This window comes from Aquabacterium sp. A3, from assembly GCF_038069945.1.
GTDB lineage: Bacteria > Pseudomonadota > Gammaproteobacteria > Burkholderiales > Burkholderiaceae_C > Aquabacterium.
The window spans coordinates 73,981-99,614 of record NZ_JBBPEV010000003.1 but is presented as its reverse complement, the minus strand read 5'-3'; the positions used below and the strand labels follow the sequence as shown (position 1 = coordinate 99,614).

The 25,634-nt window shown below is 66.0% G+C and carries 24 protein-coding genes; 14 read left to right on the top strand and 10 right to left on the bottom strand.

Annotated elements, in window-relative coordinates; all coding sequences use genetic code 11:
• Positions 1 to 12: 12 nt before the first annotated feature.
• Positions 13 to 987 carry a Tim44 domain-containing protein gene (locus WNB94_RS12090; protein ID WP_341390663.1) on the bottom strand — a complete coding sequence of 325 codons (975 nt, stop codon included), beginning with the start codon at positions 985 to 987 and terminating at the stop codon, positions 13 to 15.
• A gap of 232 nt (positions 988 to 1,219) precedes the next feature.
• On the opposite strand from WNB94_RS12090, the gene WNB94_RS12085 reads away from it, so the two are divergent.
• On the top strand, positions 1,220 to 3,655 hold the full coding sequence (locus WNB94_RS12085) for a YgiQ family radical SAM protein (RefSeq protein WP_341390662.1): 2,436 nt from the start codon (positions 1,220 to 1,222) through the stop codon (positions 3,653 to 3,655).
• Here WNB94_RS12085 and WNB94_RS12080 read toward each other — a convergent pair whose 3' ends face one another.
• Positions 3,656 to 4,312: a hypothetical protein gene (locus tag WNB94_RS12080; RefSeq protein ID WP_341390661.1), complete on the bottom strand. Its 657-nt coding sequence runs from the start codon at positions 4,310 to 4,312 to the stop codon at positions 3,656 to 3,658.
• 73 nt (positions 4,313 to 4,385) lie between these two features.
• The gene (locus WNB94_RS12075; protein ID WP_341390660.1) at positions 4,386 to 5,675 is read right to left on the bottom strand and encodes a DUF4010 domain-containing protein; all 1,290 of its coding nucleotides are present in this window, start codon (positions 5,673 to 5,675) and stop codon (positions 4,386 to 4,388) included.
• Between the two features lie 102 nt (positions 5,676 to 5,777).
• Here WNB94_RS12075 and minC point away from each other — a divergent pair, with 102 nt between their 5' ends.
• The 6 genes from minC (at position 5,778) to WNB94_RS12045 (ending at position 11,467) form a co-directional block, all read left to right on the top strand.
• The gene (gene minC, locus WNB94_RS12070) at positions 5,778 to 6,548 is read left to right on the top strand and encodes a septum site-determining protein MinC (protein WP_341390659.1); all 771 of its coding nucleotides are present in this window, start codon (positions 5,778 to 5,780) and stop codon (positions 6,546 to 6,548) included.
• Between the two features lie 38 nt (positions 6,549 to 6,586).
• The gene (gene minD, locus WNB94_RS12065; protein ID WP_341390658.1) at positions 6,587 to 7,402 is read left to right on the top strand and encodes a septum site-determining protein MinD; all 816 of its coding nucleotides are present in this window, start codon (positions 6,587 to 6,589) and stop codon (positions 7,400 to 7,402) included.
• A 5-nt stretch (positions 7,403 to 7,407) separates the two neighbouring features.
• The gene (gene minE, locus WNB94_RS12060; protein WP_341390657.1) at positions 7,408 to 7,668 is read left to right on the top strand and encodes a cell division topological specificity factor MinE; all 261 of its coding nucleotides are present in this window, start codon (positions 7,408 to 7,410) and stop codon (positions 7,666 to 7,668) included.
• Between the two features lie 94 nt (positions 7,669 to 7,762).
• On the top strand, positions 7,763 to 8,530 hold the full coding sequence (locus WNB94_RS12055; protein ID WP_341390656.1) for a ParA family protein: 768 nt from the start codon (positions 7,763 to 7,765) through the stop codon (positions 8,528 to 8,530).
• 211 nt (positions 8,531 to 8,741) lie between these two features.
• Positions 8,742 to 9,431: a hypothetical protein gene (locus WNB94_RS12050; protein ID WP_341390655.1), complete on the top strand. Its 690-nt coding sequence runs from the start codon at positions 8,742 to 8,744 to the stop codon at positions 9,429 to 9,431.
• Between the two features lie 794 nt (positions 9,432 to 10,225).
• Complete coding sequence (locus WNB94_RS12045; RefSeq protein WP_341390654.1) at positions 10,226 to 11,467, top strand: ATP-binding protein; 1,242 nt, start codon at positions 10,226 to 10,228, stop codon at positions 11,465 to 11,467.
• Here WNB94_RS12045 and WNB94_RS12040 read toward each other — a convergent pair.
• Positions 11,457 to 12,380 carry a DUF808 domain-containing protein gene (locus WNB94_RS12040; RefSeq protein WP_341390653.1) on the bottom strand — a complete coding sequence of 308 codons (924 nt, stop codon included), beginning with the start codon at positions 12,378 to 12,380 and terminating at the stop codon, positions 11,457 to 11,459. The genes WNB94_RS12045 and WNB94_RS12040 overlap by 11 nt on opposite strands.
• A 66-nt stretch (positions 12,381 to 12,446) precedes the next feature.
• Positions 12,447 to 13,340, bottom strand: a complete 894-nt coding sequence (locus WNB94_RS12035) for an HDOD domain-containing protein (protein WP_341390652.1) — start codon at positions 13,338 to 13,340, stop codon at positions 12,447 to 12,449.
• Between the two features lie 134 nt (positions 13,341 to 13,474).
• Here WNB94_RS12035 and WNB94_RS12030 point away from each other — a divergent pair, with 134 nt between their 5' ends.
• The 5 genes from WNB94_RS12030 to WNB94_RS12010 are packed head-to-tail and all read left to right on the top strand — an operon-like array spanning position 13,475 to position 20,209.
• Positions 13,475 to 14,500, top strand: a complete 1,026-nt coding sequence (locus tag WNB94_RS12030) for a tRNA dihydrouridine synthase (protein ID WP_341390651.1) — start codon at positions 13,475 to 13,477, stop codon at positions 14,498 to 14,500.
• A gap of 15 nt (positions 14,501 to 14,515) precedes the next feature.
• Positions 14,516 to 15,490 (top strand): ribosome biogenesis GTPase YlqF, encoded by a 975-nt coding sequence (ylqF, locus tag WNB94_RS12025; protein WP_341390650.1) that lies wholly within the window; start codon positions 14,516 to 14,518, stop codon positions 15,488 to 15,490.
• Positions 15,487 to 17,493 carry a UvrD-helicase domain-containing protein gene (locus WNB94_RS12020; RefSeq protein WP_341390649.1) on the top strand — a complete coding sequence of 669 codons (2,007 nt, stop codon included), beginning with the start codon at positions 15,487 to 15,489 and terminating at the stop codon, positions 17,491 to 17,493. The genes ylqF and WNB94_RS12020 overlap by 4 nt, the downstream gene beginning before the upstream one ends.
• A gap of 39 nt (positions 17,494 to 17,532) precedes the next feature.
• On the top strand, positions 17,533 to 18,972 hold the full coding sequence (locus tag WNB94_RS12015) for an NYN domain-containing protein (protein ID WP_341390648.1): 1,440 nt from the start codon (positions 17,533 to 17,535) through the stop codon (positions 18,970 to 18,972).
• A gap of 16 nt (positions 18,973 to 18,988) precedes the next feature.
• On the top strand, positions 18,989 to 20,209 hold the full coding sequence (locus WNB94_RS12010; protein WP_341390647.1) for an MBL fold metallo-hydrolase: 1,221 nt from the start codon (positions 18,989 to 18,991) through the stop codon (positions 20,207 to 20,209).
• On the opposite strand, the gene WNB94_RS12005 is transcribed toward WNB94_RS12010, so the two are convergent.
• The 3 genes from WNB94_RS12005 to WNB94_RS11995 all read right to left on the bottom strand — a co-directional run bounded on the left by WNB94_RS12005 (position 20,148) and on the right by WNB94_RS11995 (position 22,515).
• Complete coding sequence (locus WNB94_RS12005) at positions 20,148 to 20,540, bottom strand: hypothetical protein (RefSeq protein ID WP_341390646.1); 393 nt, start codon at positions 20,538 to 20,540, stop codon at positions 20,148 to 20,150. The genes WNB94_RS12010 and WNB94_RS12005 overlap by 62 nt on opposite strands.
• A 62-nt stretch (positions 20,541 to 20,602) precedes the next feature.
• A complete protein-coding gene (locus WNB94_RS12000; protein ID WP_341390645.1) occupies positions 20,603 to 21,655 on the bottom strand; it encodes an NAD(P)/FAD-dependent oxidoreductase in 1,053 nt (350 codons plus the stop codon).
• A gap of 80 nt (positions 21,656 to 21,735) precedes the next feature.
• Positions 21,736 to 22,515, bottom strand: coding sequence for an alpha/beta fold hydrolase (locus WNB94_RS11995; RefSeq protein WP_341390644.1), 780 nt, complete (start codon positions 22,513 to 22,515; stop codon positions 21,736 to 21,738).
• Positions 22,516 to 22,632: 117 nt separating this feature from the next.
• On the opposite strand from WNB94_RS11995, the gene WNB94_RS11990 reads away from it, so the two are divergent.
• Both WNB94_RS11990 and WNB94_RS11985 read left to right on the top strand, forming a co-directional pair.
• A complete protein-coding gene (locus WNB94_RS11990) occupies positions 22,633 to 23,145 on the top strand; it encodes a winged helix-turn-helix transcriptional regulator (RefSeq protein ID WP_341390643.1) in 513 nt (170 codons plus the stop codon).
• Positions 23,142 to 23,396, top strand: coding sequence for a SlyX family protein (locus WNB94_RS11985; RefSeq protein ID WP_341390642.1), 255 nt, complete (start codon positions 23,142 to 23,144; stop codon positions 23,394 to 23,396). The genes WNB94_RS11990 and WNB94_RS11985 overlap by 4 nt, the downstream gene beginning before the upstream one ends.
• A 7-nt stretch (positions 23,397 to 23,403) precedes the next feature.
• Here WNB94_RS11985 and WNB94_RS11980 read toward each other — a convergent pair whose 3' ends face one another.
• Together WNB94_RS11980 and WNB94_RS11975 are read right to left on the bottom strand one after the other, a co-directional pair.
• Complete coding sequence (locus tag WNB94_RS11980) at positions 23,404 to 23,799, bottom strand: YbaN family protein (RefSeq protein ID WP_341390641.1); 396 nt, start codon at positions 23,797 to 23,799, stop codon at positions 23,404 to 23,406.
• The gene (locus WNB94_RS11975) at positions 23,796 to 25,595 is read right to left on the bottom strand and encodes a glutamine--tRNA ligase/YqeY domain fusion protein (RefSeq protein ID WP_341390640.1); all 1,800 of its coding nucleotides are present in this window, start codon (positions 25,593 to 25,595) and stop codon (positions 23,796 to 23,798) included. Before WNB94_RS11975 ends, WNB94_RS11980 begins: the two co-directional genes overlap by 4 nt.
• Positions 25,596 to 25,634: the final 39 nt, after the last annotated feature.

Genomic DNA, 25,634 nt, shown 5'->3' with positions numbered 1-25,634 from the left:
GGCGTCAGCAGCTCACAGCACGTCTTGAGGCGTGATGCCGGCGATCGCCCAGTCGCGGCTTTCGTCCAGGGGACGCACCAGGTGCCACAACTCGTCGAACGGCTGAGCGCCCGCCTCGGCCTCTTCGCGGATCAAGCCGGTGAAACGCACCGTCGCCACCCATTGCCCATCTTCCTGGGCCGTGTCGATCAACTCGGCGTGCAACTCCAGCACGTCGGTCTGCTGTGCCGCGCCAGCGCGCTCTTGGAGGTCCAGACGCAGCGAGGCGAACAACTCAGGCGTGGTGAACTTGCGCAGGTCGTCCACCTGGCCCGCGTCGTTGGCGGCCTGCAAGCGGATGAAGATCATCTTGGCGATGCGCTCGAAGCCGGCCGCATCAAAGCCTGCGGGCCTGCTGGCGGAGGCCACCGCAGGGGCAGCGGCCGAGGAGCCCGAGGAGGCCTGCGGAGACGGCGATGCCGGGGCCTGGAAGGCCTGACGGGCCATGGGCGCGGGGCCCGTGCCAGCGCCTGCGGTGGCGCCTGCTAGTTGGGGGCCGGCGGCCTGGCCGCCACGCAAGCGGCGCATCAGCCAGCCAATCACCACCACAGCCACCACCGCCAGCAAGGCCATCATCATGAAGTTGGCGAGTTCTTCACCGAAGCCCAGGTGGCTGGCCAACGCCGCCAAGCCCAAACCGGCCGCCAGGCCGGCGATCGGCCCCATCCACGAGCGCTTGCCCGCCTGGGCGGCCGCGCCAGTGGCACCCGCCGCTGCGGCATTGGTCGGCTGCTGTGCCGGCGTGCCTTGCTGAGGCGCCGCGTTTTGGTTCTGCGTCGGCTGGCTGGGCTGCTGTTTGGGGGGCATCTGGCGCTGCATGCCGGCGGGCCGGCTGCTGCCCAGGCGCTTGGCCTCGGCTTCAATGGGGGCCACCGACAAGGTCACGCCCCCCACGGCCACCGCCACGGAGGCCAGGATGCTGGTCAGGGTCTGCTTGATGCTGTTCATTGAAAACGAGGCTCCAGTCACGGGTGATTCAAATGGTGATTTCGGACACCCTGATTGTGAGGCGCACAGAACCAACCCACGCATTGAAGGGATTTGGCCCCAGGGGGTCTTTACATTCAGAAATATGGCCCCTGCATCCCCAGGGCCAAGGGGGTCTCGCCCCCTGCCGGTGCGGCCTGCAGCGACAATAGCGGGTTGCCCATCCCACGGCACCCGCATTCCCGCCTGGCCCATGCCTGAACAGATCGCCCCCACCCTGCCCACCGCCAAACCCCTGAGCAGCTACAAGCCCCACTGGGCCAAGCGCTTTGGCACGGCCCGCTTTCTGCCCACCACCCGGGCCGAGATGGACGCCCTTGGCTGGGACAGCTGCGACATCGTCATCGTCACAGGCGACGCCTATGTGGACCACCCCAGCTTCGGCATGGCCGTGATCGGCCGCATGCTGGAGAACCAGGGCTTTCGCGTGGGCATCATCGCCCAGCCGGACTGGCAGAGTGCCGAGCCCTTCAAGGCCTTGGGCCGCCCCAACCTGTTCTGGGGCGTGACCGCCGGCAACATGGACTCGATGATCAACCGCTACACGGCCGATCGCAAAATCCGCAGCGACGACGCTTACACGCCCGGCGGCGTGGGCGGCGCCCGCCCTGATCGCTGCTCGGCGGTGTACGCCCAGCGCTGCCGCGAAGCCTTCAAGGACGTGCCCATCGTCATGGGTGGCATCGAGGCCTCACTGCGCCGCATCGCCCACTACGACTACTGGCAAGACAAAGTGCGCCGCTCCATCCTGATGGACGCCAAGGCCGACCTGCTGCTGTACGGCAACGCCGAGCGGGCCATCGTCGAGATCGCCCACCGCCTGGCCGCCCGCGAGCCCGTTGAGCACATCACCGATGTGCGCGGCACCGCCTTCATTCGCCGACGCGACGACCCCACGGCCGTGGGATGGTTCGAGCTGGACAGCACCGACGTGGACCGCCCCGGCCGCATCGACCAGCACATCAACCCCTATTTGATGACCACACAGTTGGCCGCCGAACAGGGCGAGACTTGTGCGTTGGAGGATGCGGGGGCCTTCGATCCGGTGAAGGCCGATCCCCTGAAGGCTGGCCAGGCCAAGCCCATCCGCATCGTGCCCAACCCGGCGCTGAGGAAGAAAACCGCAGAGGCGGTCGCGACAGCGGACATCGATGCCCACGACCACGATGCTGAGGCCGACGAACTCGAAGCCCAGCCCACCCAGCGTGGCAAGATCGCCCTGCCCCCGCGTGAGCGCACCGTGATCCGTCTGCCGGCCTACGAGCAACTCAAGGACGACCCGGTGCTCTATGCCCACGCCAACCGCGTGCTGCACCTGGAGACCAACCCCGGCAACGCCCGCGCCCTGGTGCAGCGCCATGGCGAGGGCCCCGGTGCCCGCGATGTGTGGATCAACCCACCGCCCATCCCTTTGACCACGCCCGAGATGGACCTGGTCTTCGACCTGCCTTACGCCCGCGCGCCCCATCCCAAGTATGGCGACGCCAAGATCCCGGCCTGGGACATGATCCGCTTCAGCGTGAACATCATGCGCGGCTGCTTTGGCGGCTGCACCTTCTGCTCCATCACCGAGCACGAAGGCCGCATCATCCAGAGCCGCTCCGAAGACTCCGTCATCCGCGAGATCGAAACCATCCGCGACCAGGTCAAGGGCTTCACGGGCGTCATCAGCGACCTGGGCGGCCCCACGGCCAACATGTACCGCATCGGCTGCAAGTCCAAGGTGATCGAGGCCGCCTGCCGCAAGCCCTCGTGCGTCTACCCGGACATCTGCCCCAACCTCAACACCGACCACAGCCTGCTGATCCGCATGTACCGGCGCGCGCGCGCACTGCCGGGCATCAAGAAGATTTTGATCGGCTCGGGGCTTCGTTACGACCTGGCCGTGCGCTCTCCTGAGTACATCAAAGAGCTGGTGACCCACCACGTGGGCGGCTACCTGAAGATCGCGCCCGAACACACCGAGCAAGGCCCGCTGTCGAAGATGATGAAGCCCGGCATGGGCGCCTACGACCGCTTCAAGGCGCTGTTCGAGAAGTACAGCGCCGAAGCGGGCAAGAAGCAGTACCTCATCCCCTACTTCATCGCGGCGCACCCGGGCACCACCGACGAAGACATGATGAACCTGGCCATCTGGCTGAAGTCCAACGGCTTCAAGGCCGACCAGGTGCAGACCTTCTACCCCAGCCCCATGGCCACGGCCACGGCCATGTACCACTCGGGGCTGAACCCGCTCAAAGGCATCAGCCGTGACAGCCGCAGGGGCGAGCGCGTGGACATCGTCAAGGGCGAGAAGCGCCGCCGCCTGCACAAGGCCTTCCTGCGCTACCACGACCCGAACAACTGGCCGCTGCTGCGCGAGGCGCTCAAGGCCATGGGCCGCGCCGACCTCATCGGCAATGGGCAGCACCACCTGATCCCCACCTACCAACCGGCCACCGATGGCGGCTACGAAAGCGCGCGGCGCAAGAACTCGACCAAGGCCGGCACCAAAACCTCGGTGGTGACCGTGGGGCGCGTGCTGACCCAGCACACCGGCCTGCCGCCCCGCGAGACCGGCGAGCGCGACCCACGCGGCATCAGCAAACGGCCCACGGCACCGGTAAAACGGGCGCGGCGACGGCCTTGATCAGCGGGCGCCCGCCTTGTCTGTGCGGGCAAAAAACAAACGGCAGGCCAGGAAGATGTACAGGCCGATGCCCAGTTCGAGGATTTCTTCGGCCGCGCCGGTGTGCAGATCCAGCAGCGGGTCGATCTGGATGCCGAAGCCCGCCAGTTTGCGGTCGAGGCCGTCCAGCCCCTTGCTGACCACGATCAGGACGATGGCGGTGGCCCAGCCCCAGGCATCAACAGCCCGGTCACGCAAAGCGCGAAGGAAACTGCGCCCATCGCGACGCACGATGGTGTACAGCACCCACAACGCCAGCAAGATGACGGCGCCACCAATGAGCTTTTGGTGGATGGGCACCAGCGGCGAAAACAAGAACTTGCCCTTGAGCACACCGACTTCGGTGAAGCGCTTGTCGAAGTCGGACTCGCGCATGGCAAACAGCACCATCAGCACGATGTAGGGCCAGGCCCGCGCCCGCCCCGTCCACATCAGCATGTAGGCTGCACACATCAGGTAGCTCAGGGCGCTGACCGTCTCGATCACACCCCCCTCCTTGAGGTAGAACACCCGATCGGCCTCGTCCAGCGGCATGCTGAAGGCAAAAATCAGCAACAAAGCCAGCGCCGACAGCGCATAGGCGCGCAGCGTCTGACGAACAAGCAGGTCATTGGCCATCGAGGCACCTTGGTGATCCACGCAGACCGTCTGCGCCGATTGCCCACGCTCAGTGGGGGCCAGAATTATAAAGTCAGGCGCCCGCCTGGCTGGCCCACCATGCCCACGCCACCATCAGATTGAGCGCCAAGGCGCCACCAACGGCCAGACCGAAGCGCGCCCCGCCCGCCAGCAAGGCCACCGTGGTGCGGGTGAGGCTGTTGACCGACACCGCCGTGAGCACCGCCTGCATGGCATCCACCAGACCCAACTGGCCCGACTGCTGCAAGGACAACACGGCCACCACCGGCGCGTGGGCATCGGCCAAGGCGGCCACCGCCACCCCCGCCACCAGGCCCAGTTCGCCCCAACCCCGCGCCCATTGCACCAGCAAGGCCCCGCCCAGCAACAGGGCCGCCACCATCAGGGCTTCGCGCAAGCGCAGCACACGCCCCTGTGCGCGGGCTTGGCCAGCCATGGCCTCATCCGTCCCCCCCGGCCCTGATGGCGGCCACAGGCTCCAGCCCACCAGGAGGGGCACCACCACACCCACACCGGCCAATGACACCCAGGCAGGCCAATGCGCTGGCGCCACCACCGACGCCATCAACACCACTTGCACCCACGTGGCCGCCGTGGACAAGACCGCCGCACAGGCGGCGTGACGCCACGTGGTCGGGCCCGACCGCACCAGACTGCCCATGGCGCCCACCGTGGCGGTGCTGGAGACAAATCCACCCAACAACCCCGAGATCGGCAGCCCCCAACGCGGCCCCAGCAGGCGCTGCCCGACGTGGCTGGCGGCCTGCAACACCAGGATCATGAGCACCAGCACCAGCAACCGATGCCATGACAGCCCGCCCAGCCAGGGCAGGGGCTCTTGGGGCAACAGGGGCAACAAGACCAGGGCGAGCGCCGCGAGCAGCAGGCCATCGTGCAGTTCGTCTTCGCCCAGCCAGTCGGTGGCAAAACGGTGCAATCGGCTGCGTGCCGCCAGCACCGCCGCCAGCAACACGGCGCACGCCGCCGCCAGAGCTGGCTGCACAACGGCCTGCATGCCGATCAGGGTGGTGGCCACCAACGCCAGCTCCGTGGTGAGCCCCGGGTCTTTGGAGGCACTGCGCACATACGACAAGGTGGCCATGCCCACCACGCCCAGCAACACCACCACCGCCAGCGCCGCAGACAGGCTTTGCGCCAGCGCGCCCGCCATGGCGGCGACAGCGAACGTGCGCAATCCGGCAGCCCGGCGGTCATCGCCCTGCCCTTTGCGGCGCTCACGCTCCAGGCCCACGAGCAGGCCGGCCCCCAAGGCCACCGCCAACCCCACCTGGTCACCGCGCCACCACAGCGCGTCCGTCCAACCCGAAGCCATCGATTGCATGCGCACGCCAATGCGCTGTCTTGTCCTGACGCCAGTATGCCGCCGCATCAGAATGCGCCCGCCGCTGGCTTAAACTTCGTGCTTTATCTGAGCCGCCAGTCCATGCCCGCCCCCGGAAACGATTCGACCCTGTTCGACTTCAAGAGCGCCTCGCTCACCCTGGAGGCTTTTTTGCTGAAGACGGGCAACCTGACGGCACTGGACGCCGCACTGACCGAACGCTTCGGCGCCACACCCGACATCTTCAATGGCGAGCCCGTCGTCATCGACCTCACGCACCTGGCCAGCCTGGACGTGCCGGTGAACTTTCCCATCCTGCTGCCCCTGCTGGCCAGGTTCAAGCTCAAGCCAGTGGCTTTTCGGGGTGGCAGTCCGGCTCAGGCCAGGGCGGCGCTGGACGCGGGACTGGCCGAGGCTCCGGAAAGCCTGGGCGCGCCCTCACGGGCCGAGCCCGTGGTGCAGGAGGTGATCCGGGAAGTCGTGCGCGAGGTGCCCGTGGAGGTTCGCGTTGAAGTGCCGGTGGAGGTGCCCGGCCAGGCGCCCACCATGATCATCGACAAGCCCCTGCGCTCCGGGCAACAGGTTTACGCCAAGGGTGGAGACCTGATCATCACCGCCGCCGTCAACCATGGCGCCGAGGTCATTGCCGATGGCAGCATCCACGTTTACGCCCCCTTGCGCGGCAAGGCCATCGCCGGTGCGCGCGGTAATGAACAGGCGCGCATCTTTTCCACCTGCATGGAGCCCGAGTTGCTGTCCATCGCAGGCACGTACCGAACCACCGAGAACCCGCTGCCTGCCAACGTGAAGGGCAGGCCGGCACAGATTCGCCTGTCAGGCGACAGGCTGGTATTCGACCCCATCGACCTCTGACCCCCTACTCGACCCCATCTCAGAAAGGACCGCCATCCATGGCCAAGATCATCGTGGTGACCTCCGGCAAAGGGGGCGTTGGCAAGACGACCACCAGCGCCAGCTTTGCTTCCGGCCTGGCCCTTCGCGGCCACAAGACCGCCGTCATCGATTTCGACGTGGGCCTGCGCAACCTCGACCTCATCATGGGTTGCGAGCGCCGGGTGGTGTATGACCTCATCAACGTCATCCATGGCGAAGCCAACCTCAACCAGGCCCTCATCAAAGACAAGCAATGTGACAACCTCTTTGTGCTGGCCGCCTCGCAAACACGCGACAAAGAGGCGCTGACACAAGAAGGCGTCGAGAAGGTGCTGCAGGATCTGGCCGAGATGGGTTTCGAGTACATCGTGTGCGACTCCCCCGCCGGCATCGAAACCGGTGCGCTCATGGCCATGCACTTCGCCGACGAGGCCATCGTGGTGACCAACCCCGAAGTCTCGTCGGTGCGCGACTCCGACCGCATCCTGGGCATGCTCAACAGCAAGACCAAGCGGGCGCAGGACGGCGCCGAACCCATCAAGGAGCACCTGCTGATCACCCGCTACAACCCCAACCGGGTCGAGGGCGGACAGATGCTCTCGCTGGAAGACGTGCATGAGATCCTGCGCGTCAAACTGATCGGGGTCATCCCCGAATCCGAGACGGTGCTCAACGCCTCGAACCAGGGCATTCCCGCCATCCACATGAAGGGCACCGACGTGGCCGAGGCGTACAGCGACGTGATCGATCGCTTCCTGGGCCAGGACAAACCACTGCGCTTCATCGAGGCCGAAAAGCCCGGCTTCTTCAAGCGCCTGTTTGGAGGCAAGTGACCGCCATGGGATTCCTCTCCTTCTTCCTCGGTGAAAAGAAGCAGACGGCCACCGTCGCCAAAGAGCGGCTGCAGCTCATCCTCGCACATGAGCGCAATGGCCGCAGCCACAGCCCCAGCTACCTGCCTGATTTGCAGAAAGAACTGGTGGCGGTGATTTCGAAGTACGTGTCCATCAACCCCGACGACATCAAGGTGGCGATGGAGCGCCAGGGCGACCTGGAAGTGCTCGAAGTCAAGATCGAGTTGCCTGACGCGGGACGCTGATCCCGCAAACGCGCAGGTCCTTGCCTGGATGGCCCTGAATGGGTCGTGCTGCAGTGCACAATGTACGCAGTCATTCCACCATGAGGCAAGGACCATGCGTTACGTCGTGTTCAATCAAAAAGGTGGCGTCGGTAAGTCCACCATCACCTGCAATCTGGCGGCCATCAGCGCCGCCGAGGGGCTCAAGACCCTGGTGATCGACCTGGACCCGCAAGGTAACTCGACCCATTACCTGCTGGGCGACGCACAAACCGACGCCGAGGTCTCGGCGGCCGAGTTCTTTGACCAGACGCTGAAATTCAGTGCGCGCCCCAAAGGGCCTGAGGCCTATGTGGTGGAAACGCCCTGGGAAGGACTGCACCTCATGCCCTCGCATCCCACGCTGGACGAACTGCACAGCAAGCTGGAGTCGCGCTACAAGATCTACAAACTGCGTGACGCGCTGAACGAACTGAGCGACACCTACGACCACATCTACATCGACACGCCGCCGGCCCTGAACTTCTACACGCGATCGGCCCTGATCGCCGCCCAGGGCTGCCTGATCCCTTTCGACTGCGACGATTTTTCGCGCCGCGCGCTGTACGCACTGCTGGAGAGCGTGCAAGAGATCCAGGCCGACCACAACGACGAACTGCGGGTCAGCGGCATCGTGGTGAACCAGTTCCAGCCGCGAGCATCCCTGCCGCAAAAGCTGGTGCAGGAACTGATCGACGAAGGCCTGCCAGTGTTGCAGCCGTACCTCAGTTCGTCCGTGAAGATCAAAGAGTCACATCAGCAGGCCCGCCCCATGGTGCACCTGGACCCTCGGCACAAGGTGACGCAGGAATTCAGACTCTTGCACGATAAGCTCAGCTCTTGACGAAGTGCGATTCAAGGTTTACAACACCGTAACGTGAAAAATTTCACAAAGTTTCACAATTCTTGTGTATCTTTGTGAAATTGGGCTCTCGAAGCAAGCTATCCAGATCTCGTCGAGTGCTCTCACAGCAGGGTCTTAAGAGGTGTTGTAGATGTCGCGACCTGTTGCACGCTTGAATCCTCCTTACTCATGTGTCCCCAGGAAAGTGGCGATGCTCCCATTCCGAGTGAGGCTGGCCAGTGACCTGAAGGATCTCGAAAAAATTGCGCATCAGCGCGCCGAGGCATATCGCAGGCATCAGCCAGACTTGGTACACGCCCTCTCATTGCATGAACCTGAAGCTGATGACTTGCGTGCGGATGTGGTTCACCTGATGGCCGAAACGTCTTCAGGGAAACTGGTGGGCTCAATGCGACTGAACACCAACATCAACAAGCCCTTGAGATTTGAAAAAGAGTTCTCGTTACCAAGCTGCTTCCGGGGCCAGCCATTGCTCGAAGCTGGCCGCATGACTGCAGCCAGTGGGCCCGATGGCAAGCTGGTGGTTTCGGCACTGATCAAATATGCGTTTGAAATCAGTTACCGCGCTGGCATAGAGTACCTGCTTCTGATCGCGAGAAGCCCCATAGATCGCATCTACAAGGCACTGACTTTTGAGGATGTTTTTCCTGGGAAAAAGGTGGAGACATCAGCTCAGCCTGGGGTTCCGGTGTCGTTGTTTTACATTCCCATAGGCACTGTAGATCAACGACTGAGGGAGGCCTCTTGCCCTTTCTACGAATTTTTAGCAGAGACTCAACATGAAGGCGCTGACATCGACTACACAATCGTCCATCAGCGCTTCAACACCTCACTACTCCAGCCGAACCTGACCGATCGCGCCCTCACCATGGTCGAGTAAGAGTACATTGAAAAGGCAGCTTTTTAGCACCTTGTTACCTGACTCAACGCATGATCCATCAATAATAATCGCGCAATCAGTCTTTGGGGTGTTGCCCAGGCAATGCCGTTTGACGCACTTCAGCGCAGAGGTGGGTGGCTCGAAATGGATCAGCCATGATTAATAAGTTGCGCACCCTTGGAAATCGCGGCTTTTCAAATCGACGACTGGAGCAAGAGTTCCAGGCAGCATATCGGTCGAATGGCCAAAGATTTCTGTTCGTGACCACAACGGTTGCGGCCTTGTACTTCTTGATTTTTTTTGTATCGGACCTTGTTACGCACCAGGCCGACATCAGCGACCCAAGTCAATTTGGTCGCGCTTTCTTGATCTTGGGGCTGCTGTCATTTGGAATCAGCACCCGCTATTTCAAGGATCTCTACACAAAACACTACGTTCTGAGCTTCATGAGCGCAGTCATCATCACCTGCGCAATGAGCAACTTTGTGATCGTCTCTCGTCACCAAGATGATTCCTCCATGAGCCTCAGCTGGGGGCTGACGTCTGCAACGGTGTTTGCCACATTCCTGATTTACGCATTCGCTAGGCTCCGAGCAGGAAGCACTTTACTGCTGGCAACCGTTATTGGGGTGATGGCCATCCTGCACAACCTTCAACAGCCTGATCTGGATTGGGCAGCAATGAAGCGGATGACGGTACATATTCTGGCGGCGAATGCACTGGGCTTTAGCTTGTACCGGTTTTCATTGGCGAGGGAACGCAAACTCTTCCTTCAATCCAAGCGCAAGAACCACATGGCAGAGTTGCGCCGCATGAAGGAACAAGCCGAAGCCGCCAGCCGGGCCAAAACCGCCTTCCTCGCCAACATGAGTCACGAGATTCGCACGCCGATGAACGGTGTGATCGGCGCGCTGAGCATGCTGGACGACGATCAACTCACCGACCGGGATCAGATATTCGTCAAGTCCGCGCGGGATTCCGCGCGCAACCTGCTTCAGGTGCTCAACGAGATCCTGGACTTCGCCAAGATCGATGCGCAGAAGATTCGCTTGAACCCTCAACCCTTCGATCTGAAGCACACCGTGGTCGGGGCCTGCCAGGCGTTCCAGGCCACGGCAGAGCAAAAAGGCATCCGCATCCGTCACGACCTGAGCCGGGTGCCGGCGATGGCCCAAACCCTGCTGGGCGACGCCGGCAAGCTGCGGCAGGTGCTGCTCAACCTCATCAGCAACGCGGTGAAATTCACCCAGCAAGGAGAGGTGCTGGTGAGCTTGAAAGCCAGCACGCCCAACCCCAATGAGGCACGTCTTTACATTGACGTCTCTGACACAGGGGTGGGCATCCCGGGCGAAGCCATCGAGCACCTGTTCCAGCCGTTCTATCAGGTCGAGTCAGGCAACCGGCGTTCGTATGGCGGCACCGGCCTGGGCTTGGCCATCTGCAAACAGATCGTCGAAGAAATGGGCGGACGCATCCAGGTGCGCAGCGTGATGGGCGTGGGCACCACGTTCGAGATCACCCTGGACCTGCCATTGAGCACCAACTCACCGGCCAACATGCCGTCCACGTCAGCCGCCGAGCCGGTGGACGACGCGCCACCGCCAGCGGCTGGGCGACATTTGAAGATGCGCGGCGAGGTCTTGCTGGTGGAAGACAATGAGGTCAATGCCTTCATTGCCAGCATGACCCTGGAAAGCCTGGGCGTGAGTTGCATGCAGGCCCGCAACGGCGAAGTGGCCGTGGCCTTGTTCAAGGATCATGCCTTTGACCTGATCTTGATGGACTGCGAAATGCCGGTGATGGACGGCTACCAGGCGGCGCGCATGATCCGCGCACTGGAAGACGAAGACACGGCGCGCCCCCGAACGCCCATCGTGGCGCTGACGGCCCATGCACTCACGGGCGACCGCGAGCACTGCCTGTCCGAAGGCATGGACGACTACCTCACCAAACCCTTTGACCGCGACGCGCTGGCGGCCACCCTGGGGCGCTGGTTGCCTGTGGAACTTGAAGCGGCCGACCCCTTCAAGGCTTGAACCGTTTGATGAGGCCCATGCCGGCCACCAGCAAGACCCCGGCCAGCAAACCCACCAGGCCATCCAGCCCGGTTGACAGACTCGACATCAGCCAGCCCCCCGACACCGCAGCGGGCGCGCTGGCCTGCACGGCGTGATGCGCCCATTCTTGCGCATGGGGTATGCCATGCATCAGGATGCCGCCCCCCACCAGGAACATGGCCAGCGTGCCCAGCACGGACAAGGCCTTCATGAGGCGAGGGGCCGCGGCCAGCAGCGCACGCCCCATCGCTTGCAGGCCGGCATGTGGCCGCTGGCTGAGCGCCAGGCCCGCGTCGTCCATTTTCACGATGGCCGCCACCAGGCCGTACACCCCGATCGTGATGGCCACGGCCACGATGGACAGCACGGCCAGTTGCTGGGTCAGGCTTGATTCTGCGACGATGCCCAGGGTGATGGCCACGATCTCGGCCGAGAGGATGAAGTCGGTGCGGATGGCGCCTTTGATCTTGGCGCGCTCAAAGGCCACCATGTCCACGGCCGGATCGGCCACCGCCTGTGTCAGAGCCTGGTGATGGGCCTGCCGTTCGTGCGCAGCACCAGAGACACTGTGCAAGAGCTTCTCTGCCCCTTCAAAGCACAAGAACAGCCCGCCGGCCATCAACAAGGGCGTGATGGTCCACGGTGCGAGTGCACTGATCGCCAGGGCCAATGGCACCAGGATCAGCTTGTTGAGCAAAGAGCCTTTGGCCACCGCCCAGACCACGGGCAACTCGCGATCGGCCTGGATGCCCGTGACCTGCTGGGCGTTGAGCGCCAGGTCATCGCCCAGCACACCGGCCGTCTTCTTGGCGGCCACCTTGGACATGACAGCCACGTCGTCCAGCAAGGTGGCGATGTCGTCGATCAGTACCAGCAAGCTTGTACCAGCCATGAAATCCATCCCGGCGCACAGGCCCTGTTTGATGGGCCGGATGGTAGCTGATCCGCAGCGGGTCGGTCAGACCGTGTTGAGGCCCTCGCGCAGTTCGTCTTCCCAGGCGTCAAGGTCTTCAGCGTGGACGTGCAGCCACGCCATCGCCTCGCCACCGTGGCGCTGCCAGTCGGCATCAGGCTCCAGCCCCTCATGACGCAGCGTCAGGTACTCCGCGAGCAAACCCATGGCGATCAGCGTGTTGACTTCGGGGTCGGCGCTGCGCTCACCCAGGGTGTCGAGGTCGTGGTGGAGACGAATGGCGGCCACCACCAGCGGCGACAAGCGCCAGACCCGGGCCACCAGGGCCCCCACCACCGCGTGGTCGGTCTTGTGGTTGGCGTTTTCGGTCTGGATGTAAGAGCGATCGATCCGGGCCCGGGCCTCGACCATCGTCCCGGCATACCCCTTCACGCTTTGCATCATCACCGGCAAGCCCACATGGCAAAACAAACCGTAGGTTTGCGCCAGATCGGTCGACACACCGGGCAGCTTGCTGGCCAGGTAGGTCATGGCGATGGAGCGCTTGGTGGACTGCTCCCAAAAGCGCTGCAAATGGGCCGAGTTGACGCGGATGGCCTTCTGGATCAGGAAGGACGACATCACCGATGCGGTGTGATCCAGGCCCAGGCGGTTCATGGCCTGACCGATGGTCTGAACCGGCTGCCCTGCAGCGAACGCGGGGCTGTTGGCCTGCCGGATCAGCGTGGCCGACATGGCCACGTCCGAGGTGGCGATGTGCGCCACCTCGCCCAGATCGGGCTCGGCCAAGGCCAAGGCCTGCTGCAATCGCACCAGCAGTTCCGGGCATGGTGGGATGACGATGTGCTGGAGCGGTCCGCGGGTGCGTGCGTGATCCAGTTCACACAGAAGATCGTGCGTGGCAGCGACAGGGGCGGAGGTGACGGGGTCAGAAAGCATCGCGGCGACGTCGGAAGGGCTGAAGAACAGATCTGCTGTGTTTGGTATCGTCGTCTTCGACCCCAACTTGAGTCCGAAACTGTGGGCGCAGGCCCTACACTGGCGCCCGTTTCAAATCGCCCCACCTGACCCCGATGACCCTGCTGCTCGCCCCCATGGAAGGCCTGCTGGATTGCACCTTGCGGGATGTGCTGACCCGTGTGGGCGGGGTGGATCGGTGCGTGTCCGAATTCATCCGGGTAACAGGCACGGTCTTGCCCGACAGGGCGTTTGTTCGCATCGTGCCCGAGCTGAAAAACGGCGGGCGCACGGTGGCGGGCACCCCGGTGCGGGCACAGTTGCTGGGGTCTGATCCGGCCTGCATGGCCGACAACGCCGCGCGCCTGGCCCGACTGGGACCGGCCGGCATCGACCTGAACTTTGGCTGCCCTGCCAAGGTGGTGAACCGCCATGGCGGTGGGGCCTTGCTGCTGCAAGAGCCTGAACAGGTGCACCGCGTGGTGGCCGCCGTGCGGCGTGCCGTGCCGCCCGAGATGCCCGTGTCGGCCAAGATGCGCCTGGGTTACGACGACGACCGCCTGGCCGAAGACTGTGCCCGCGCGATTGACGAGGCCGGCGCGGCCGAACTGGTGGTGCACGCCCGCACCAAAGCGCATGGCTACCGCCCACCGGCTTACTGGGAGCGCATCGCGGATGTGAAGGCCGTGGTGCGCATCCCGGTGATCGCCAACGGCGAGATCTGGACGGTGGACGACGCCCGCCGCTGCCGCGAGGCCTCGGGCTGTGACGCGCTGATGCTGGGGCGCGGCCTGGTGGCCAACCCGGGGCTGGCCTGGGCCATCCGCGCCGAGCTGGACGGGCAGGCCGCCCGCGCCGTGGGCTGGCACGATCTCTTGCCCATGCTGCAGGTGTTCTGGGCTCAGGTGTGTACGCGCGTGGAAGCGCGCCACCGCGCCGGCCGGCTCAAGCAGTGGCTGAACTACCTGCGGCGCACCCACCCTGAAGCGCAAGCGGCCTACGACGCGCTGCGCACCGTGCGTGACAGCCGCGACATCCAGGCCTGGCTGGACGCCGCCCTGCAAGGACACCCGGCGGCACAGGGCCCACAATACAGCCCTGCCGCCTTGCCCGAGGCCGCCACTGCCCCTGCTCCCGTCTGAAAGTTCTCCTGCGCCATGGCCATCAACTGGTTCCCCGGTCACATGCACGTGACCAAGAAAGCCCTCATCGAGCGGCTCAAGGACACCGATGTCGTCATCGAGTTGCTGGATGCGCGCCTGCCTGGCTCCAGCGCCAACCCCATGCTGGCGCAGCTCACGGGCACGCGACCCAAGCTCAAGGTGCTCAACAAGCAGGACCTGGCCGACCCCGCCCGCACCCAGCTCTGGCTGGACTGGTACAACGCCCAGAGCGAAACCAGCGCCATCCCTCTTGATGCGGGCGAGAAGGCCCCGGCCCAGCGCCTGATCACGGCGTGCCGCGCCCTGGCCCCCCACCGCCAGGGCATGGACAAGCCCCTGCGCGTGCTGATCTGCGGCATTCCCAACGTGGGCAAGTCCACGCTGATGAACACCCTGGTGGGACGCAAGGCCGCCAAGACGGGCGACGAGGCCGGTGTGACGCGCATCGAGCAGCGCATCAACCTGGCCAGCGACTTCTACCTGTACGACACGCCCGGCATGTTGTGGCCCAAGATCATCGTGGAGAAGAGCGGCTACCACCTGGCCGCCAGTGGCGCCGTGGGCCGCAATGCCTATGACGACGCAGAGGTGGCGCTGGAGTTGCTGGGCACGCTGAAGAAGCCCTACGCCGACCTGCTGGCCGCCCGGTACCGGCTGGATGAGCCCGACACCATCGGGCAGCGCCATGACGATGCCCTGCTGGAAGAGATTGGCCGCAAACGCGGCGCGGTGATGAGCGGCGGCAAGGTGAACCTGGCCAAGGCCGCCGAGATCGTCATCCACGACTTTCGCAGCGCGGCCCTGGGCGCCATCACCCTGGAAACGCCCGACGAGATCCAGACCTGGCTGGCCGAGGCCAAGGCGGCCGAACAAGAGCGGCAACGCCTGAAGCAGCTGGAAGCGCAAGCCAACAAGGGCAAGCGCGGAGGCCGCCCGGTGGGTGGCCGCAAGGACCCGCGCGGCCTGTGAGCAGCCCCGACGCCGTCTTCGAGCCCAAGGGCCTGGTGCCCACGGCCGAGCAACGCGCCATCCAGCTGGCGCGCAAAGCCCACCTGATCATCGAGGCCAACGCGGGCGCGGCCAAAACCACCACGCTGGCCCTGCGCCTGGCCCAGGCCCTGCTGCGCGGGGCCGACCCCACCCGCGTGCTGGTGCTGACCTACACCGACGCCGCCGTGCAGGCCTTTCAAGACGCGCTGGCCCGCATGGGCCTGCCTGCGGCGACGCGCCGGGCCGTGCAGGTGAGCACCTTCGAGGCCTTTTGTGCGGCGCGGCTGCGCCACATCGAGGGCACCGACACCCCCACCCTGCCCCTGGCCGAGCAGCGGCGGCCCCATGTGCTGGCGGCCATCGCGCGGGTACAGCAGCGCATGGACGAGCCCTACCCCGAGGCCTTGAGCATCCACGACAGCGGCGAGGCCAGCGTGGAGGGTCTGTTGGCCAGCTTTGAGTACCTCAAGGGCACGCTCTTGCTGCACACCGAGGCCGCTGACCGGCGCCTGAGCCCGGCCCTGGCCGCCGAGCTGGGGCAAGACTACATGACGCTGAAGGTGCTGCGCGCCTACGAGCACATCCGCCGGGGCGGCCACCCCGACCACCCGGTGTTTCGCGGCCCGCAGGATGCCACCTACGACCTGGCCTGCCTGCTGCGCGATGACGAGGGCTGGCTGGGTGGCGAGACCGGGCAAGACCACCCCCTGGCCCTGGGCCTGCAGCTCTTGCTGGTCGACGAGATGCACGACACCAACCGCGCCATGTTCACGGTGCTGCGCGAGCTGATGGCCCGCAACCACGCGGGCTTTGTGGGCGTAGGCGACCGCGACCAGGTGATCCACGCCCTGACCGGCGCCGACGCCACCTTCATGGGCGAGACCTTCGACCGCGAAGTGGCCCCCGCCACCCGCCTGCCCCTGAGCACCAGCTGGCGCTTCGGGCCCCGCCTGGCGCAAGCCGTGAGCCGCGTGGCCCGCCACAAGCCCTACGCCGCACAAACCGCGCGCGACACCGCCATCGAGCTGATCCGCACCACCGACCTGGCCGATCAACGCTGGCAGCTGACGCGACTGGTGCGCGACCGCGTGGGCCTGCCGCCCGAGGCCCCGCTGTCGGCCATCGCCATCCTGCTGCGCCACCCGCACCAGTCGGTCGAGCTGGAGAACCTGCTGCTGGACCATGGCCTGGACTACCGCACCACGGGCTTCCAACCCTACCTGCAGCGGCCCGAGGTGCTGTTCGTGCGCGGTCTGTACGCCTGCGGACGGGCCTGCCTGGAGGGCATCGAGCGGGTGGAGGTGCGGCAGGCGGTGCTGAACGCGCTGTTGAGCTTTTCAGGCTCGTTCGTCAGCGAAGGCGATGATGGCGCCCCTGCCAGCAGCGACGCCCCAGACGCCCAGGCCCGCCAGCAAAAGCTGCAAGCCCAGGCCATCCGCGAGGTGGCCCAGCAACCCACACTGGCCCAGGCCTTCTTGAACAACCAGGTGCTGCGCAATGCACCCAGCGCGGTGCGCGAGCGCTTGGAAGACGCGCTGGACGTGCTGGACAGCGACGACCCCGAGCAACTGCAGCGGCGCTTCATGGCCGTGCTGCAGCCGCAGGCCCTGGCCGAGCGGGTGCTGGTGCGCAGCCAGGACATCGCCCAGGTGGTGGGCAACATCGAGGGCCTGATCCGGTCGGCCCATGGCTTTGACCACCTCACCTCCTTCTTTCGCGCCATGAACGAGCGCGAGTTGCGCCAGCAGGCCATGAAAGCCCAGCACTGCCTGCTGCTGAGCAGCATCGAAGCGGCCAAGGGCCTGGAGTTCGATCACGTGATCGTACCCGGGCTGAACCGCGGTGAATTCGCGCCCGGTGGCGATACGGTGGACAATCGCAACCTGCTGTACGTGGCCATGACCCGCGCGCGCCAGCGCCTGACGCTGCTGTGCGACGCCGACCGGCCCAGTGCCTACCTTCGCGAGGCGGGCCTGCTTTGATGCAGGCGCGCTTCCCTTACACCCCCCACACACCTCCTCATGGCCTCTACCCCTGACCACATCAGCATGGCGCTGTTTTGCGACTTCGAGAACGTCGCCCTTGGCGTGCGCGAAGCCAACTACGACAAGTTCGACATCAAGAAGGTGCTGGAGCGCCTGCTGCTCAAAGGCAGCATCGTCGTCAAGAAGGCCTATTGCGACTGGGAGCGCTACCGCAGCTTCAAGGCGCCCATGCACGAAGCCAACTTCGAACTGATCGAGATCCCGCATGTGCGGCAATCGGGCAAGAACTCGGCCGACATCCGCATGGTGGTGGACGCGCTGGACCTCTGCTACACCAAGGCCCACGTCAACACCTTCGTCATCATCTCGGGCGATTCGGACTTCTCGCCGCTCGTGTCCAAGCTGCGCGAGAACGCCAAGTACGTGATCGGCGTGGGCGTCAAGCAGTCCACCTCGGACCTGCTGACGGCCAACTGCGACGAGTTCATCTTCTACGACGACCTGGTGCGCGACAGCCAGCGCCAGTCGGCCCGCCGCGAGGGCCGCGATCAGGCCCAGCCACGCCGCTCGCCCGAAGAAGAGGCCAAGCGCAAGGCCGAGATGGACGCCCGCCGCACCAAGGCGGTGGAACTGGCGGCCGAAACCTACGAGGCCCTGGTGACCGACCGCGACGAAGGCGGGCGCATCTGGGCCTCGGTGCTCAAAGAGGCCATCAAGCGCCGCAACCCGGGCTTCAACGAGAACTACCACGGCTTTCGCACCTTCGGCAACCTGCTGGAAGAGGCCCGTGCCCGCGGGCTGTTGGACTTTGGGCGTGACGAGAAGTCGGGCACGTATGTGTCGCGTGGCACCGGGGTGCCGGCGATGGCCCAAGCCACACCGTCAGCGGCCCAGCCCCCCGTGGCGCCCATCCCGGTCTCTGAGCCGATGAGCGCAGGGCCAACGGCCCACAGTGATGAGGCCGTGGCCGACGTGGTGTTGTCTTTCATGGCCGAAGACGGTGACGCGCCTGAGCTTGAACATGGCAGCGAAGCGACCGCTCCTCGTCGCGACCGTCAGAGCGCCAGTGCAGGCAACCGCAGCCGCTCAGGCCGAGGCCGCCGTGGTGGTGGTGGTGGCGGACGCCATGAGGAGCCCGCCAACGTGCCCACTGCCCAGAACACCGCCGCCAGCGATGCCCCCACGGTGCCCGAGACCCAGATCGGCGCCCCCGCAACGGCCGATACCGACAAGACGCCTGCCCCCGCCACCAAGCGCAGCGCCCGCAAAACGGCGGCACGCGGCACGGGTGGTGGACGCGCCCGAACTGCATCCAAGGCCGCAGAACCGGCTGATCAGCCTTCGGCGCCGGCCCCAGCCTCGGACGCGCCTGCCCCCACTCAGGCTGCCGACACCCCACCAGCCCGCGCGCCCCGCAGTCGTGGCGGACGCCGTGGTGGCGGCAAGTCGGCCGCAGGCAGCAGCACCGGCGAATGAGCAGGGTCGCCTTGGCATGACACGACGCACTGTGGTCACGTGGGCTGCCCTGGTCATGGCCGGCGCGCTGACGGCCTGCGCGCCCCTGCCCAAAGGGGCAACGCAGGCTGACACCACGCGCCCCGCCCACCACACCGACACGGGCTTTCGCAACCTGCACATCGACGACGAGCGCAAGGGCCTGGGCAGCTTTCTGCGCTGGCAGTGGGAGCGCCGGTTCGCCCCCAGGGACGACCGTCCATGGGCGCCCACCCCGCGCCGCAGGGCCGATCTGCCCTTCATCCAGCGCAACGCACGCGCCGGCGTTGACATGCAGCCGGCCGCCACCTGGATCGGCCACAGCACGGTGCTGGTGCAGGCCATGGGGCTGAATGTGCTGACCGATCCGCACTTCTCGGAGCGGGCTTCGCCCGTGTCGTGGGCAGGGCCCCAGCGATTGCAGCCCCCGGGCCTGTCGCTGACCCAATTGCCACACATTGACGTGGTGCTGATCTCGCACAGCCATTACGACCACCTGGACGAGGCCTCGGTGCGCGCCTTGGCCGCGCAAGCTGGTGGATCACCGCTGTTTCTGGTGCCGCTGCGCCTGGCCGACTGGTTCAGGCAGCAAGGCATCACACGCGTGATCGAGCTGGACTGGTGGCAACACCATGAGGTGCAGGGCGTTCAGTTTCACCTGACGCCCGTGCAGCACTGGTCGGCGCGGGGCCTGCGCGACCGCCGGCAAACCCTGTGGGGCGGCTGGGCGGTCATGGACTCGCCCCAGGGTACCGCCGCGCGCGCGCCCTGGCGCTGGTATTTCAGTGGTGACACCGGCTACAGCCCGGACTTCAAGGCCACCTACGAACGCCTGTTTCAGCGCCAGCCGGTCGGCCTTGGCCCCAGCGCGTGCGCCGGCCCGGACCTGGCCCTGATCGCCATCGGCGCCTACGCGCCGCGCTGGTTCATGCGGGACTACCACGTCAATCCGGCCGAGGCGGTGCGCATCCACCAGGATTTGCGGGCCTGTCAGAGCCTGGGGGTGCACTGGGGCACCTTCGTGCTCAGTGACGAGCGGGCCGATGCCCCGCCGCAAGACCTGGCCCGCGCGCGCGAGGCTGCTGGCCTGGCTCCGGATGAGTTTCAGGTGCTGCCCGTGGGGGGCACCTGGCAGGCGCCTGTGGGCGCTGAGGCCCTCAAGCCAGGCGCCACCACAAGCCCGCCAGCCCCAGGCCCATCAGCAACACCAGGGCGCTGAGCCAACGCAGCCGCACGCGGTGCGCTTCGACGCGCTCGATCAACAAGGCGTTCTGATCGGCCAGGGCCTTGATCAGCTCGGACGAGGTCTGGAGTTCCTGGTGCAAGGCACTGGACTCGGCCCCCAGGCGCTCGACACGCTCAATCAGCGCCTGCACCACATCCCCACCCGGCGGCACCACGATCGGCGACGGGGTGGCGGTGGCCTCCTCGGCCGCACCACGCCCCACCTTTTGCCAGAGTTTGCGGGCACCTTGTGCCACCGCCGGGGCATTGGCGATGACGTCGGTCCAGGGCACGGTCTTGAGCAGGGTCAGCCACGGAATGGCCATGCAACAGTCCTTTCGTGAGACAGGTTCAGGCGCGATGGCACCTCAGCAGCCCATCGGTTCTATCACAGCCCGGATGACAGCATGGTGCGTGCCAGTTCCTGCCCGCTCAGCCAGGCGCCCTCCACCTTGCCCTCGTTGATCCAGTCGCCACACAGACCCAGCCGCAGCGCCGGATCCCAGACCTCCGGACGCACGGGCTGCGGCGCCGTGTCGGCGTAACGCCACCGGTGCGCTGTCCAGGCGGCTGGTGCGGGCAAGCCCAGTTCGGCCGCAGCGGCCAGCATGGCGGCCGCCACGGTGTCGGGCTCATCGTCAATGTGCGCATCACTCCAGTCGGCGTCGGCGTGCAATGACCAGGTTTCCACGCCCAAGGGGCGTCCAGGCTTGTGGCTGTCACAGGCCACCCAGCGCAAAGGCGGGGTGTTGACGAACGCCGCCTCCCAGCCCAACGTGGCGGCCTGTGGCCGCTCAAAACGCACCATCAAGGCCCAACTGCCGCGCATGCGCACGGCCTGCACCCCAGCGGCCCACGACGGCGCCACCGGGCGCAGCAAGGGCGCAGCCTGGGGCGACGGCACGGCCAGCACGACGGCATCGAACGCCGTGCCCATGCCCGGCGCATCGGCCTCGGCCACCTGCACTTGCCAGCCCTGGGGCCCCCTCAGCAGGCCGGTGACCGTGTGCTGCAGGTGCAGCACATGCCCTGCAGCCTGCAAGGCCCCCACCAGGCTGGCCGCCGGCGCGGTCATGCGTGGCACACCCACCCAGCGTGTCACGGCCTCACCCGGCTGACTCCAGCCCGCCTCGCGTGACCACGCCCGCAAACGGGGCGACCAGGGCGCCACGCAACCCGCGTCCGCCCAGGCCTGCACCTGCGTGGCGAACGCTGGGTGGCGGGCGGTGAAGTACTGCGCACCGTGGTCACATTGCCAGCCCTCGGCACGGCGCGTGCTCATGCGGCCTGACGGACCACGGCTTTTGTCCAGCACGGTGACGCGGCAGCCCGCGTGGTGCAAGGCGGTGGAGCAACTCAGGCCGGCCATGCCTGCCCCGATCACGGCCACATGGCGGGTGCCGCGGGCAGGGCGTGTGTGAAGAGTGGGTGCATTGTCCATGAGCACATCGTACGCACGCTGGCGCTGGCGCACCCGGCGTGGCACGACAAAACCGTGAACGCAGGCACGTCAATCCAGGGTCACGCCATGGCCCGACGCCAGTGCCGTTGCAGGGTCGGCAGCACCTGCTCCGGGTGGCTCATCAAGGACATGTGCCCCAGGCCCGACAACACCTCCACCTGGGCCTGCGGGTTCACGGCCGCCAGACGCTGCACCATCTCGCGGGTGGGCGCGGGCGAGCGCTCACCCCGCACGAGGGTCAGCGGCACGGACAAGCGATAGTGGTCAAAAGGCTCGGCCGTGATCGACACGGCCCTCACCTCCTGGTACATCTTCCAGCCCACGAACTGCGCCATCTGCCGGGCCTTGTCGCTCATGGCGGCCCAGGCGCCCGGCTGATTCCAGTAGTCCACAAAACGCTCCAGCCAAAGGGCCAGGCCACCCGTCTCGTCGTCCAGCATCGGGTGTTCGCCCTCAAACAGGTGGCGCACGTCTGCGGCCGCATCCGCCGGCAGGCTGGACAGGTCGGCGCGCAAGGCCCCAAACAACACCGGCTCGTAGAGCCACACCGATCGCACCGGCAGGGTCGGGTCCAGCGCCAGGGTCAGGGCCGCCAGACCGCCATAAGAATGCCCGCCCAGGTGCACGGCCGCGGTGCCCGGCGGAATCTGCGCCCGCAGGTGCGCCACCTCGTCAGCCAGGCTCACCGGCTGTCCCCGAGGCACGGCATCGGCCAGGCTGTAGCCCCGGTTGGTGGGCGTCAAGGGCGTCAGCCCCTCGGGGCGCTGGGCCAGCAGGCGGTTCCACATGAACGGGCCCGTGCCCGTGGAATGAACGAACAAGGCGATCTCGGCCATCATCAACCCCACATCTACTTGCAAATTGAAAGCAAATATCCTAAGCCATTTACTTTCGTGATGCAAGCAACTGGGGCGAAGCCTACAATGTCGCCCATGTCACGCAGCAGTTTTGCCCACATGCGCTGTTCCATCGCCCGGTCACTGGACGTGATCGGCGAGTGGTGGACGCTGCTCATCGTGCGGGAAGCCTTCTGGGGTGCGCGCCGGTTCGGCGAGTTTGAAGCCCGCCTGGGCATTGCGCCCAACATCCTCAGCCAGCGCCTGAGCCGCCTGGTGACCCACGGGGTGCTGGAGGTGCTGCAGACCAGCCAGAACGGCAAGGCCTTGTCGTATGCCCTGACGGACAAGGGCCGCGACCTCTTGCCGGTGCTGGTGGCCCTCACCCAATGGGGCGACCGACACGAGGCGCCGCCCGAAGGGCCTGCGGTCACGCTGGTCGACCGCGTGACCCAGGAACCGCTGGGCGCGATGGCCTTGCAAACCACCACCGGTCGCCCGGTTCGACCTCGGGACGTGACCGTGCTGCCCGGCCCTGGCGCCACCGACGCAGAGCGGGATCGACTGCTGGCCATGCAGCGCCAGCGACAGGCCCGCCGCCACCCCTTGACCGAACCCGATCAGATGCCATGACCTCCTCTCGCGTCAACGCCAACGCCACCACCGCAGGCCCGGACGCCCTGGAGCAGCGCGTCACCGAGCTCGAACTGAAGCTGACCTATGCGGACGATCTGCTGGACACGCTGAACCTCACGGTGGCGCGCCAGCAGGCAACGATCGACGCACTGGTTCACGAGTTGCGGTCACTGCGCGACCAACTGGGCAGCGCGGCACAGGGGCCCACGTTCAGAAGCCTGCGCGACGAGTTGCCGCCCCACTACTGAGCCCCCCTCAGGGGGGAGGCGCCGCCTGGCGCGTGGGAATGCGCGCCACCACGATCACCCCCACCACCCCCGCCATGGCGATGGCACCCTGCACCCAGGGTCGCCCGCCCAGCTGCCACACCGACAAGCCCACCATCAGCACCATCGTGCCGATGGCCAGCACCTTGATGCGCATGGGCAGGCTGTGGTGGGCCTCCCAGTCGCGCACCATCGGGCCCATCCAGCGGTGGTTGATCAGCCAGCCGTGCAAACGGGGCGAGGCCTTGGCAAAACAGGCCGCGGCCAAGAGCACAAAGGGCGTGGTGGGCAGCCCTGGCAGCACCACCCCCAGGCCGCCCAGGCCCAGACACACCAGCCCGGCCAGCACCAGCAGTTGGCGGCGCAGACCGGCGCTCAGGCTCATTTCCAGCCGTCTTTCAGGCCCGTGATCTTGTTGAAGACCGGTCGGCCCGCGGCGTGGTCCACGCGGTCGGCCACAAAATAGCCAAAGCGCTCGAACTGGAACTTCTGGTCAGGCTGAGCCGCCGCCAGCGAGGGCTCGACGTAGGCCTTGACCACCTTCACGCTGTCGGGGTTCAGGCTGGCCTTGAAGTCCTTGCCGCCCGCATCGGGATGCGGGTCGGTGAAGAGGCGGTCGTACAGGCGCACCTCGGCCTCGACGCCATCGGCCGCGCCCACCCAGGTGATGGCGGCCTTGACCTTGACGCTGTCGGCGCCGGGCGTGCCGCTCTTGGTGTCGGGCACCACGGTGGCCAGCACCTCGGTCACGCGCCCATCGGCGTCCTTGGCGCAGCCCGTGCATTCGATGACGAAGCCGCCCTTCAGGCGCACCTTGTTGCCCGGGAACAGGCGCTTGTAGCCCTTGGGCGGCACCTCTTCGAAGTCTTCGCGCTCGATCCACACTTCGCGGCCCAGCGTGAAATGCCGCACCGGCGACTCCACGCCTTCGGGCGGGTGCGGCAGCGCAGGCAGCGAGCAAGGCTCCAGGTGGCCGGCACTCATCACCTCGTCCCAGTTGGTGAGCACCAGCTTGACGGGGTCGAGCACGGCCATGCCCCGGTGGGCCTTGCCCTCCAGGTCGTCGCGCAGGGCGATGTCCAGCGTGCTGTAGTCGATCCAGCTGTCGGCCTTGCTCACGCCGATGCGCTCGGCGAACAACTGGATGGCCTCGGGGGTGTAGCCACGACGACGCAAGCCCACGATGGTGGGCATGCGGGGGTCGTCCCAGCCGGTCACCACACCCTCGTCCACCAACGCTTTCAGCTTGCGCTTGGAGGTGATGACATAGGTGAGGTTCAGGCGCGCAAACTCGTACTGGCGCGGCACCGGTTGCTTGAGCAGGCCCAGCGTGGCCAGGTTGTCCAGCAACCAGTCGTAAAACGGCCGCTGGTCTTCAAACTCCAGCGTGCAGATCGAATGCGTGATCTGCTCCAGCGCGTCTTCGATGGGGTGCGCGAAGGTGTACATCGGGTAGATGCACCAGGCATCGCCCGTGTTGTGGTGCGTGGCCCGCTTGATCCGGTAGATGGCCGGGTCCCGCATGTTGATGTTGGGGCTGGCCATGTCGATCTTGGCGCGCAGCACGGCGGCGCCGTCGGCCAGCTGGCCGTCACGCATCTCGCGGAAACGCGCCAGGTTCTCGTCCGGCGTGCGGCTGCGGAAAGGGCTGTCGGTGCCGGGCGTGGTGAAGTCGCCGCGGTTTTTCTTCATCTCTTCGGGCGTCTGCTCGTCCACATACGCCAGGCCGGCGGCAATCAGCGCCTCGGCCGCGCGGTACATGAAGTCGAAGTAGTTGCTGGCGTAGTACAGGTGGCTCTCGGCCTGCCCGTTGAAGCTCGACGTCCAGCCAAAGCCCAGCCACGTCACCGCGTCCAGGATGGAGTCCACGTACTCCTTCTCTTCCTTTTCGGGGTTGGTGTCGTCAAAGCGCATGTGGCAGACGCCACCGTAATCACGCGCCAGGCCAAAGTTCAGGCAGATGCTCTTGGCGTGGCCCACGTGCAGGTAGCCGTTGGGCTCGGGCGGAAACCGGGTGCGGATCTTGGCCGGATCGGGCTGGCCCGCCTCGTGGTGGGCCGCATCGCCTGGCGTGCCGGCCCAGCGGCGGCTGGCGTAGGTGCCCTGCTCCAGATCGCGGTCGATGATGCCGCGCAGGAAGTTGGTGGGCTTGTGGGTGGAATCGGAAGGGGCGTCGCTCATGCCTCGATTCTATCGAGGCTGCGGGCTCCCGAAGCGCTC